This window comes from Paenibacillus sp. FSL K6-1122, from assembly GCF_037977015.1.
Lineage (GTDB): Bacteria > Bacillota > Bacilli > Paenibacillales > Paenibacillaceae > Paenibacillus > Paenibacillus amylolyticus.
In genome coordinates, this window is record NZ_CP150272.1 from 6,369,989 (window position 1) to 6,382,631 (window position 12,643).

Genomic DNA, 12,643 nt, shown 5'->3' on the forward strand with positions numbered 1-12,643 from the left:
CATATAAACGAAAAAAAACACCCTCCATGTCTCCCATGGAAAGTGTTCCTCCATATCTCTTTTGGCTTAAATTCCATTCACTTCAGCAGCATTCCTACTGAGCAAACCAACCCGTTATCATCGCATAGTCTGTCATCAGAAATACCAGTAGGCTGACTACTGCAAATCCGATCGCAAACAGATTTTTCTTCGGTGCCCGAAGAAGCCGAACAACTCCGATGAAAATCAGGATCGTAAATAAGATGACAAAAATATCAAATGCATTAAAATTCGATGTACTCGCCGTGGCAGCTTCTGCAAACAGCATGGATAGACAGACCTCCTTACCATAGTTGAACAGCTAACGCATACCCTAATATCTTCCTCTATGTTATCTGTACCCCGCTTGTAATGCAAGCCCTATCATCCATAAAAATGAAAAAAAGACAATTTGGCCGAATATTCCTGTAACGCTCGTCGCAATGCATATGTAAACACTTTCACGAAATAACCTTAGTCCGAAGGAAACACCTTGCATAATTCATAATGAAAGCCCTTCTTCTCAGAAGCAGAGCACATTAGATCGTAATCCAACGTCTTTACCTTTTCGAGAAGAAGGGCCAATACTGCCACTTCATATTGATATAACTACTGGTTAGAGGACCTTAGTCCACCAACTGCAGTGCCTTGCTCCGCTCGGTATCCCGCTCCAGAACCGGCTTCAAGTACTTGCCGGTATAAGAAGCTTCCACTTTAACGATATCCTCAGGTGTTCCGGTTGCAACAATGGTACCTCCACCGCTACCGCCTTCTGGACCCAGATCAACAACATAGTCTGCCGTTTTGATCACATCGAGGTTATGCTCGATCACTAGCACCGATTCCCCAGAATCAACCAGCCGGTGTAATACGTTCAGCAAACGGTCGATATCATCGACATGCAAACCGGTAGTCGGTTCATCGAGGATGTAGATGGTTTTCCCTGTACTGCGGCGATACAGCTCGGAAGCAAGCTTCACACGCTGGGCTTCACCACCAGACAATGTGGTTGCAGGTTGTCCCAGGTTGATATAACCCAATCCCACATCCATCAGTGTCTGCATTTTACGATGGATCTTCGGAATGTTCTCGAAGAATTGGGTTGCATCTTCAACCGTCATTTCCAGCACATCGGAAATATTTCTGTTTTTATATTTCACTTCAAGTGTTTCCCGGTTGTATCGTTTGCCTTTGCAGACTTCACAAGGGACATAAACGTCCGGCAAGAAGTGCATCTCGATTTTGATAATACCGTCTCCACGGCAGGCTTCACAACGTCCACCTTTGATATTAAAACTGAACCGGCCTTTCTTGTATCCACGTACCTTGGCTTCGTTCGTCTGAGCAAACAGATCCCGGATATCATCAAAGACACCTGTATACGTAGCCGGGTTGGAACGTGGTGTCCGCCCGATTGGCGACTGGTCAATATCGATAACTTTATCGATATGTTCCAGACCACGAATCTCTTTATGCTGACCCGGGCGCACCCGAGCACGGTTCAGATCACGTGCCAACGTTTTGTAGAGGATCTCATTGATCAATGTGGATTTACCTGAGCCAGACACACCCGTTACCGCAGTAAATACACCTACAGGAATCTTCACATTCAGATTCTTCAGGTTATTTTCTTTGGCTCCACGTACTTCCAACCAACGGTCTCCTACACTTCTACGTTCTGTACGAATCGGAATGAACTTGCGTCCACTCAGATATTGACCGGTTAAGGAGTTCTCATCGTTCATGATCTCCTCCGGTGTACCCTGTGACATGATGGTACCTCCGTGGATACCTGCACCTGGGCCAATATCAATAATATAATCGGCAGCCATCATCGTATCTTCATCATGTTCAACCACGATCAGCGTGTTACCAATGTCTCGCATGTGCGCAAGTGTTGAGATCAGACGGTCATTATCCCGTTGATGCAAGCCAATACTCGGCTCATCGAGAATATACAGCACACCCATCAGGCTGGAACCAATCTGTGTAGCCAGTCTGATCCGCTGAGCTTCCCCACCAGACAATGTTCCGGCAGCACGACTCAGTGTAAGATAATCCAGACCAACATTCACCAGGAAGCCGAGACGACTGTTGATTTCTTTCAGAATAAGCTTGGCAATCGTCTGCTCTTTCTCACTCAATTCCAATGAATCGAAGAATCGGCCAGCTTCACCAATGGACAAACTAGTCACATAGGCCATGTTGTGATCATTAATCGTAACTGCGAGACTTTCCCGTTTCAGACGCTGACCTTTACATGTACCACAAGGCTTCGCACTCATGTAACCCTCAATAAACTCACGGATACCTTCAGATGCTGTATCCCGGTAACGACGCTCCAGGTTATTCACGATACCTTCGAAGGTAACCAGTGCTTCCTTCCGTTGTCCAAAATCATTCTCATAGCGGAAACGGATTTTCTCCGTACCTGTTCCCTGTAACAACTTGTTCATCTGCTCAGCCGGCAGATCTTCGACAGGTACATTTTGCGGAATGTTGAAGTGCTCACATACTGACTTCAGGAACTGCGGATAATAGGTGGATGTGCCACCTGTCCAAGCATCAAAAGCTCCATCTTCGATGGTCTTAGTCCGATCCGGTACGAGCAGATCAGGGTCAACGATCATTTTGACACCTAACCCATCACAATCCGGGCAAGCCCCGAAAGGGCTGTTAAATGAGAACATCCGCGGTGCCAGCTCTTCAATACTGAATCCGCACACCGGGCAGGCAAAGTTGGAACTGAAGCGCAGTTCTTCTTCACCCATAATGTCTACCAGGAGTTGTCCTCCGGACAAATTAAGTGCCGTTTCAATGGAGTCCGCCAGACGCGCCTGTACATCATCCTTAACAACGATCCGGTCAACGACCACTTCAATCGTATGCTTTTTATTTTTCTCCAATTGAATATCTTCTGAGAGGTCACGCAGTTCCCCGTTCACCCGTACACGGACAAAGCCCTGCTTGGACACATCGGCAAATACACTTTTGTGCTCACCCTTACGACCAGAGATAATGGGTGCCAATATTTGTAGCCGGGTACGCTCCGGGTATTGCATAATGCGGTCAACCATTTGTTCTACGGTTTGGGAACTGATCTCTACGCCGTGGTCTGGGCAATGCGGATGACCCACACGTGCAAATAATAGACGCAGGTAATCATAAATTTCGGTCACGGTTCCTACTGTGGAACGCGGGTTACGGCTTGTTGTTTTCTGATCTATTGAAATGGCAGGAGATAATCCTTCGATGGAATCCACATCCGGTTTCTCCATCTGTCCCAGAAACTGCCGTGCGTAAGCTGACAATGATTCTACATAACGCCGCTGTCCTTCGGCATAGATTGTGTCAAAAGCCAGCGAGGACTTGCCTGAGCCACTCAGGCCGGTCAATACAACAAAGCGGTCACGTGGGATGGTAATGTCGATATTTTTCAGGTTATGCGCTCGTGCGCCTTTAATGACAATGTTATCGCTCGCCAATAGTATTCATCCTCTCAAATTTACTAATCCAAACCTTTAAAGGCTTTTCGATCCCTCCCAAACCCTCCCTTCCAAGGGAGGGCCCCAGAGGGCGCAGCCCTCTGGACACCCGAAACAAGCGGTGCAACCGTGAGGGGTCGGGTCTTGCTATGTGAAGGGTTGTCGTGTGCCCGCGGCTCCGTATAAGGTTCCGGCTCATTGCCGGAACCTTATACGGCCGCTCTACTGCGAGGGTGCGCTCTCGGCTTCGCCCTGGTCGCGTCAGGTCGCCATTGCCTTCGGCTCGGCTCCGAGGTCAACACTGGGGCACTCTCGACTCCCAATTGCTTTCCTATAAACCTTTTAACCAATTTCAACATTTCTATCAGTATAGACTTGATTTCAAGATTTCAACATCTCTTATTATCGGTAGATATCAACGATTTCCTTACTCAACAAGAGAACGGCCAATTGGCCGTTCTCTTGTTACAGATCCATCTTAACTGGAGCATATGAATGAGCAGTATCTTATTCAGCGCGAAGTTCCAGCAACGCATCGCGAAGCTCGGCAGCACGCTCAAACTGCAGGTTTTTGGCTGCGTCTTTCATCTCTACCTCTAGGCGCTGAATAAGTGCCTGGCGATCTTTCTTCGACATCTTCTCGGCTGCGCCTGTGAGATAGTCTTTCTTGGATTCGGCAACTTTGGTTGCCTCTATTACATCACGCACTTTTTTACGAATCGTCTGTGGTGTAATCCCATGTTTCTCGTTGTACTCGATCTGGATTGCACGACGACGCTCTGTTTCCTTTATTGCTTTATCCATCGAATCCGTCACTTTGTCACCGTATAGAATAACGCGACCCTCGCTGTTCCGTGCCGCACGACCAATCGTTTGGATCAGTGAGCGTTCGGAACGCAGGAATCCTTCCTTATCGGCATCCAATATAGCGACGAGGGATACTTCCGGCAGATCGAGACCTTCCCGGAGCAAGTTGATTCCGATCAGGACATGGAACACGCCCAACCTTAAATCACGTAAAATCGCCATCCGTTCCAACGTCTTGATCTCAGAGTGCAGATAACGAACCTTGATGCCAACTTCCTTCAGATAATCCGTCAGGTCCTCGGACATCTTCTTCGTTAATGTTGTAATCAACACACGCTCGTCTTTTGCAATCCGGTCGTTAATCTCACCGATCAAGTCATCGATCTGTCCCTTTGTTGGACGCAGTTCGATAATTGGATCAAGCAGACCGGTTGGACGGATAATCTGTTGCACCATCGTATCGGTATGCTCGATCTCATACGGGCCTGGTGTAGCCGATACATAGATGATCTGATCCATCTTGCCTTCGAATTCTTCGAATTTGAGTGGACGATTATCCAGCGCTGATGGCAGACGGAAACCGTGCTCAACCAATACCGTCTTCCGCGCTTGGTCACCATTATACATCGCACGGATCTGTGGCAGAGTCACGTGAGACTCATCAACCACGATCAACATGTCATCCGGGAAGTAATCCATCAGTGTGTATGGGGTATCGCCACGTTCGCGGAAAGTCAGCGGACCGGAATAGTTCTCAATCCCCGAACAGAATCCAACTTCCTTCATCATCTCGATATCGTACCGTGTGCGCTGCTCCAGTCGCTGAGCCTCCAGCAGTTTCCCCTGTTCACGCAACACCTCAAGACGCTCCTCGAGTTCACGCTCAATGTTCACCAGCGCAACCTTCATCGTCTCTTCTTGCGTTACGAAGTGAGACGCCGGGAAGATGGCAATATGTTCACGTTCACCAATCAGTTCTCCGGTTAACACATCAATCTCCGTAATTTTCTCGATCTCATCACCAAACAATTCAACCCGAATTGCATGTTCACCCTTCGAGGCAGGGAAAATCTCAACAACATCCCCACGAACACGGAACGTACCCCGCACAAAGTTAATATCGTTCCGCTGATACTGGATCTCTACCAGACGAGACAAAATCTGATTGCGCGGTTTCTCCATGCCTACCCGAAGTGACAGCAACATGCTTGAATACGAGTGCGGTGAACCCAAACCATAAATGCAGGAAACACTCGCTACAATGATGACGTCCCTGCGCTCAAACAACGAACTTGTCGCTGCGTGCCGCAGTTTGTCGATCTCTTCATTAATACTTGAATCCTTCTCGATATACGTATCGGAGGACGGGATATATGCTTCTGGCTGAAAATAATCGTAATAACTGACGAAATACTCAACCATGTTATTAGGAAAAAAATCTTTGAACTCACTTGCAAGCTGCGCTGCCAACGTTTTATTGTGTGCAATAATCAGCGTCGGACGTTGCAGTTGGGCTATCGTCTGGGCTATCGTAAACGTCTTACCCGTACCCGTTGCACCCAGCAGTGTCTGGTATCTCTTCCCCTCCTGAACACCCTTCACCAATTCTATAATGGCTGCAGGCTGATCACCTTGGGGAGAAAACTCTGACTCGATTTCGAACGTTTTGTCGCTCATTATAATATCGCTCATTGCCGTATCTCACCCTATCGTCTAAAATAATAGTCACTATATATTGTCGAAGTTCCCCGAATTTTCATATGGGAAAACTTATAGTAATAGGAATATTTGTTCCCGTTTAATTATACCTCGTTCGTTTTAGTGATGCAAACGTGAAATGAAGATAGGAGTGGGTTAATTTATGGATATTGCGACACTTATCGGTATTATTGCCGGAATTGCCGCAGTCATTAGCGGTTTTTTGTGGGAAGGCGGCCAATTGTCTGGTCTCCTGCAAAAAACGGCTGCTTTAATTGTATTCGGTGGAACGATTGCTGCTGTGGTTGCCAGTTTCCCGGCGCATCGCCTTCGTACGATTCCAGCTGCCCTGCGTATGGCTTTTGGACGTAACAATAATGATTCAGGCTTGTGGGTTGAAGAACTGGTGGAGATGTCTTCAATCGCACGCCGCTCAGGTGTACTTGCATTGGAACGCAAGGTTATGGATCATCCGCATCCATTTTTGCAAGACGGTATCCAGATGGTTGTTGATGGTACCGATCAGGATGTGGTTCGCCAGATCCTGGAGATGGAGATTGATTCCATTGAACAAAAACATGAGGGTTACGCCAAAATATTTGAATCCGCTGGTGGGTACGCTCCAACCATGGGGATCATCGGAACCGTGATGGGACTTATTCAGGTACTTGGCAGTTTGACCGATCCAACCGGACTCGGACCTGCCATTGCTGTTGCCTTTACCGCAACCCTGTATGGGGTCGCCAGTGCCAATCTTATCTTTTTGCCCATTGCCTCTAAGATCAAATCCAGAGGTGCCGATGAAGTACAGACCATGGAAATGCTTCTCGAAGGTGTACTTGCCATTCAGAACGGTGAGAATCCTCAGCTTGTACGCAAAAGACTGGAGTCCTTCACCCTTACGCATCGTCAGCATATACGCCCCCTAGCAAAGGAGGGATTGGATGAGTCGGCGCAGTAAACGGCGCGGAAAACGTGAAACTATCGATCATCGGGATCGCTGGATGATTACTTATGCCGATCTCATAACTCTGCTTTTGATCTTTTTTGTCATCATGTATGCCATGAGCAATCTGGATTCCGGTAAATATGACGTCGTTACTCAATCGTTACAAAATACATTTAATGCGTCCGACTCAATCCTTGAGCTTGGTGAGGGACTCGGTGAGAAACCCGGTCAAACGATTACAGAGACTCCACCATCCGAGGTGCAGGGTGAAGATCCTTCAGATGGTGAAGGAAACCCTTCCGATTCCGGGACTGCAACACCAGATAATGACAACAAGCCCCTCACAGAACGGGAAGAACAGTTCAGATCACAGGAGCAGGAATTGCAAAATCTGTTCAATGTGATTACCCAATATATCGAGGATAATAAACTGGAAAATCAGATTTTTGTTGCGGACAAGCCACAGGGCCTATCCATTACACTTAGTGACCGCTTCCTGTTTGATCAGGGACAGGCCGCTCTAAAGGACGGTGCAGCACCAACGCTAAGTAAACTTGCCAGCCTGTTCCGTGATCTGAACACCGTTGTCAGCATTGAGGGTCACACCGATAATGTTCCTGTGGGAGCAAACTCCGCCTATACCGATAACTGGCAGCTTTCCGGGGAACGTGCACTGTCTGTATTACGATTTTTTCTGGATACAGAGAAACTTAACCCGGACGGATTCCAGTATGCCGGATATGCGGATACTCGCCCAACGGGTGACAACACCACAGCGGCCGGAAGACAAAAGAACCGTCGGGTTGAAATAACGGTCCTGCGTCAACTCCAACCTTAATCATCAATATCTCACATAATGCATCATTCCTTATGCAAAGAAAGCACGCTCTAACTGAATTCAATTCAGCAGAGCGTGCTTTCTTTTATGTCGTATTACCTTATGCCTCTACTCCTGGCTGGCTAGGGCGTAGAATCGCAGAGCCAACAGTCAGTAAAATGGTAGCCATGCCAAACAAAATCAATAGTGGCAATGTGATATCCGACAATGTACCGCCAGCAGAGATCGTCTCCACTGCCTGAATGGCCCATTTCTGTGGAACAAAGTTGGCGAGCTTTTGCATATAATCCGGCATCAACGAGATCGGCCAGAAACAACCACCTATCATGCAGGTTGGCATAATGACAAGTGAATTCAGCATGTTGGCATTTTTGGGATTACGGATTAAACCTGCCACGGTACTCGCGATCCCCATGGAAACCAGCATGAATGCGGCCAAGATGATGAAATGAATGCCAAAAGGAATACCGGCATCATAATGCAGTAGCCACCTGCTGACTCCCAAAACGAGAACAATCTGAATCATGCCAATGACAAAGCTACCGAGGAAGTTACCAAGCGCAATCTCATATGCACGGACGGGTGCCGTATATACTCTGGCCATCGTACGTTTCCTGCGATCTTCCATTATCACAGCCACTGCACTGGTCAACAGCCCCATCATAAACATGATTGTAAATCCAGTCACATTGTTCAGGCCTGGCTTGGGATAGATCTGCAGATCGGTGACTTCACCAGCGACTTGATGTTTTCCTATCTCCTGTAAAAGCCGTTCAAATGGCTTCTGTGTACTCGATAGTATATCTGTCTCACTTGAGACAGGACCTGTTGCCACCTTAACAGCTGAAGCAGATTGTAACAATCCGCTCGTCAAACCTTCAACTGCTGCTCGTAGGGTATAGGAACTTTCACTCATACGCAGTTCCACCAATTGAATTTCGGTTGGCTTTCCTTGTAACAGATCCTCCGTATAATGTGCCGGAATGATGATGCCAGAACTTCCTTTTTGCTGAGCGATGGCTTCCTTCACTTCTGCTTCGTTTGTCATCGGTTTGAGCAGATACTCCTCCTTGTCAGCAAGTTCATGAATCATCCATGTCCCCGCCACCCCTCCATCCTCATTCACATAGGGAATAACAGTACGTGCAATCTGCTCGCTTCCAAAAAGAGCAACCGCTCCTGTAACCACCAGGCAAGGCAGAAGCAGAAACGTAATGAAGCCCATTTTACGGCCAAGTGTACGTCTAATCATCAACCAGGCGATGTGTAGACTATTCATATCGGTATCCTGCCTTTCTATAGATCAATCCTGAGATGAGCAGTAATACAGCGCATACTACGCCTAACATTAGAATGTTATACAGGATCTCAGCTACAGGTGCATCCAGCATCATTCTCAGAAAACTTTGGAGCGCCCAGTGGTTAACCGTAAATTGGCTAAGCCGTTGTACAAAATCAATCGGAATGGGCATGAACCCACCGCTGATGAATGTCATGGCAACGATGATACCTTGTAAGGTTGCACTGGCCGATGCTGTGCTTTTGCATACCAATGCCACGATTACGCCAAGAGTCATGGATGCCAGTGTGATGCATACACAAGTCAGCACAATATACCAAGGATGGGTTCCCCAATCCACACCGTAGAGCCAATATGTCATAAGGATGATCGTTGTTGCTTGTAAGAAAGCGAGCAGACTATTACCTGCAATTTTGCCAGCGAAAATAACTCCATTACCTATAGGCGCAGCCTGAAGGCGAATTAACGTTTTGTTATCACGCTCTCCAAAAAGGCTGGTACTGGTTGTCATGCCTGAGTACAACATGAACATTGCCAGCATGGAAGCTGCATAGTATTGGGAGGCACTATACGCCGTACCTGTCTTACCGGGATTAGTGACAGCAATGGAGGTTGAATTCGCCGTACCAGACTCCGAAGCAGAGGACATGGCAGCAATTACTTCCGGACCGAGCACTTTGGTAATCGCCATCTGTCGATTCCATTCATCCGTAAAACGTGTGAACAAAGTTTCACCCAAGGTATTAAGTGTGTTGTCCTTTCCTCGTATCCACTGTAACCTGGCCTCTTTCCCCATCATCACGTTTTGCTCAAAATCCGAAGGAATCATTACAGCAAAGTCCAGCTTGTCGGTACGCAGCGAATGAACGGCCTCTTCTTCAGTTGTAAAGTTCTGCACCTTGACCATCTCAGCCACTTCCGGGGATTCAACGAATGAATCCAGTGCTTGATTAACCGTACTTGATCCTCCACCAGATTCAGTACTCAAATGGATGATTCCCACACGTACAGTATCTGGAATAACATCATCCGCCGTACCCATCGTACTGGAAAGTGCCGTGCCCAATATAAAAATCAGTAACAACGGCAAAATAAACAGGTTTAACACCACAGATCGAATCTTAAGAATACGCCTTAATTCAAAGATGCAAATATGCCATATATTCATCTATTGTTCCCCCTAGTCCCGAAGCGTACGCCCGGTCAGATTGAGGAACAATGTTTCCAGATCTGGCTCTTCGACCTTGAGCGACTGAATGGCTACTTCATGTTTGCTGCAAATGAAGAGCAGATCCTGCAGATCCTGCTGTGCCGAAGGCAGCGTAATGGTCAGTGTATTCTCTGAAACGTCTACCATCCGTACGCGGGGGTGAAGTTTCAGTTCTTCCACGACGTCGGGACCGATACCGGAAGTGGAAAGCACTACTTTTTCCTCCGATGCTACCCGTTCTCTCAGCTCTGCTTCAGTCCCATAGGCAATGATTCGTCCCTGATCCATAATCGCAACCCGGTGACTAATCGCCGCCACTTCCTCCATGTAATGACTTGTATATATGATCGTTGAACCCATCTTGTTGAGTGTCCGTACCGATTCAAGAATATGATTCCGAGATTGCGGATCAATCCCAACTGTAGGTTCATCCATAATAATGAGATCCGGGCGATGTGTAATCGCACATGCGATGTTTAACCTGCGTTTCATACCGCCAGAGAAAGTCGAGGGGGCATCTTTTGCTTTATCCTGCAACCCTACAAATTCAAGGGACTCCTGCACTCTTTCCTTAAGCAATTTTCCACGCAGTCCATACAGTCTGGCAAAAAAGGTCACATTCTCCGCAGCAGACATGGTTTCGTATAAAGCCAGATCCTGCGGAACGAGTCCGATCTTGCGCTTTACTTCAAGCGGTCGCTCCTTGACCGAGATCCCATCTAATCTGATCTCACCCTGATCCATATTAAGGAGCCCTGCAATCATGCTAATGGTGGTACTTTTTCCTGCTCCATTGGGACCAAGCAATCCAAAAATCTCGCCTTTGCCAACACTAAGGTTCAAATGATCCACGGACAGCTTGCTGCCGTATCGTTTTACTACATGATCTACTTCAAGTATGCCCATCCCTTTTACGCCCCTTTTCCGTTTCGGCCTTCGCCGCTGGATTTCATAATTTTATTGTAACGGATCGCAATCTGTAGCGAAGGTACAAAAAGTCATGAATCGAAGGTGACTTAAGTCATCTCCTGATTCGAATGTTGCTTATGGTATAATCAAGGGCGCATTACCAAGAGATTTTCTACTCCACTTTTTATATAAAGGATGTCACAACCATATGCCGATGCGGTTTCTGCAATACGGATTAATTATCGTTCCAGCAGTACTGTACCTATTGATGCTGCCCTTGGAAAACGAAGCCGTCTACACCCTGTATATCATCATTGCGCTTGGACTCTCCGTGTGGAAAGATTTTAACCGTTCAAGTACACAGCAATGGCTGTTGCTTCTGGCCGAAATACTCTGGAACTGCTGGCTGATTGCTTCGTATGGACCATTTATGTTTTTCCTCTCTCTATCCGTGCTCTACGTGTATATATACAGACTAGAGGGAAGTCGCAGATGGTTGATGTTTGCAATTCAGCTTGTCGCTAACAATCTCGCTTTGCATTGGCATTATTTTGACCCACAGGCACCGCAGCCAGGGTTAACCACACTAAATACAACCGCCACTACATTACTCTCCCCAGAGACAACTGCGATGGTTCTTGGCAACCTGCTTCTGCTCATCACAGCGGCTCTGTCCTGGCAGGGATCAAGAACGGCGAGCAGCCGCGGACAACTGGAACAAGTCTATGACGAACTTCGCAGCAAACATTACGAGCTACAAGAAACTCGTGCGCAGCTGCTGTTATTTACAAAGCAACTTGAAGGAGTGGCTCAGGCAGAGGAACGTACCCGTATCTCCAGACAGCTTCATGATGATATCGGGCATCGACTGATCCGCACCAAAATGATGTCGGAAGCCGCCCTGCTGACCCTTCCCCTGAATATGGAACAAGGAACGGAAATGGTGAGACAGATTCGCGATCAATTGGCCGATAGTATGGATGATATGCGCAGCACACTACACAAACTGCAACCTAATTCCTATGCATCCGAAGCCTACGCCCTGGATCGTCTCCTAGAGGAAGTGGGCAGAGATACCGGCGTGAAGACAAATTATGAAGTTCATGGCCCATCCCATGTGCTGTATCCCAGCATACAAATTGTTTTGTTCAAAAATGCCAAAGAAGCCTTGACCAATGCCCTGCGACACGGAAATGCTTCTTCAATCACAGTAGAGCTGGTATTTGGGGATCAGGAAGTCCGTATGAGTGTAAGTAATGATGGCAAAATCAATCCTCATTCTTCCAAGCGAAACGGCATAGGACAGGAAGGGATGCTTCTGCGCACACAAATGGTGGGAGGAGTCCTGGAGATTCAATCGGCTTATCCGTATACAGTGATTACACGCATTCCAATAACGAACCAGATGGATATACTCTGAAAAAAGGAA

9 protein-coding genes are annotated in these 12,643 nt (G+C 47.3%); 3 read left to right on the forward strand and 6 right to left on the reverse strand.

Translation table 11 applies throughout. From position 1 onward, the window contains the following. Window positions 1-94: 94 nt before the first annotated feature. From NSQ20_RS28485 to uvrB, 3 genes are all read right to left on the reverse strand, one after another. Window positions 95-307, reverse strand: coding sequence for a hypothetical protein (locus tag NSQ20_RS28485; protein ID WP_017692026.1), 213 nt, complete (start codon window positions 305-307; stop codon window positions 95-97). 337 nt (window positions 308-644) lie between these two features. Next, a complete protein-coding gene (uvrA, locus tag NSQ20_RS28490; protein WP_282320133.1) occupies window positions 645-3,503 on the reverse strand; it encodes an excinuclease ABC subunit UvrA in 2,859 nt (952 codons plus the stop codon). 507 nt (window positions 3,504-4,010) lie between these two features. Then, the gene (gene uvrB / locus NSQ20_RS28495; RefSeq protein ID WP_338707140.1) at window positions 4,011-6,002 is read right to left on the reverse strand and encodes an excinuclease ABC subunit UvrB; all 1,992 of its coding nucleotides are present in this window, start codon (window positions 6,000-6,002) and stop codon (window positions 4,011-4,013) included. Window positions 6,003-6,171: 169 nt separating this feature from the next. Here uvrB and NSQ20_RS28500 point away from each other — a divergent pair, with 169 nt between their 5' ends. Beyond that, entirely contained in the window at window positions 6,172-6,969 is a 798-nt protein-coding gene (locus tag NSQ20_RS28500; protein ID WP_036612388.1) for a flagellar motor protein, read from the forward strand. Continuing rightward, a complete protein-coding gene (locus NSQ20_RS28505) occupies window positions 6,953-7,795 on the forward strand; it encodes a flagellar motor protein MotB (RefSeq protein WP_338707142.1) in 843 nt (280 codons plus the stop codon). Before NSQ20_RS28500 ends, NSQ20_RS28505 begins: the two co-directional genes overlap by 17 nt. A gap of 100 nt (window positions 7,796-7,895) precedes the next feature. Here NSQ20_RS28505 and NSQ20_RS28510 read toward each other — a convergent pair whose 3' ends face one another. The 3 genes from NSQ20_RS28510 to NSQ20_RS28520 are packed head-to-tail and all read right to left on the reverse strand — an operon-like array spanning window position 7,896 to window position 11,211. Next, entirely contained in the window at window positions 7,896-9,074 is a 1,179-nt protein-coding gene (locus NSQ20_RS28510) for an ABC transporter permease (protein WP_340031265.1), read from the reverse strand. Further along, window positions 9,067-10,263 (reverse strand): ABC transporter permease, encoded by a 1,197-nt coding sequence (locus tag NSQ20_RS28515; RefSeq protein WP_338707144.1) that lies wholly within the window; start codon window positions 10,261-10,263, stop codon window positions 9,067-9,069. The genes NSQ20_RS28510 and NSQ20_RS28515 overlap by 8 nt, the downstream gene beginning before the upstream one ends. Before the next feature lie 12 nt (window positions 10,264-10,275). Further along, window positions 10,276-11,211: an ABC transporter ATP-binding protein gene (locus tag NSQ20_RS28520; RefSeq protein ID WP_076319181.1), complete on the reverse strand. Its 936-nt coding sequence runs from the start codon at window positions 11,209-11,211 to the stop codon at window positions 10,276-10,278. A gap of 211 nt (window positions 11,212-11,422) precedes the next feature. Between NSQ20_RS28520 and NSQ20_RS28525 the strand changes: the two genes are divergently transcribed. Then, window positions 11,423-12,634, forward strand: a complete 1,212-nt coding sequence (locus tag NSQ20_RS28525) for a sensor histidine kinase (RefSeq protein WP_340031266.1) — start codon at window positions 11,423-11,425, stop codon at window positions 12,632-12,634. The last annotated feature ends 9 nt before the right edge of the window (window positions 12,635-12,643 follow it).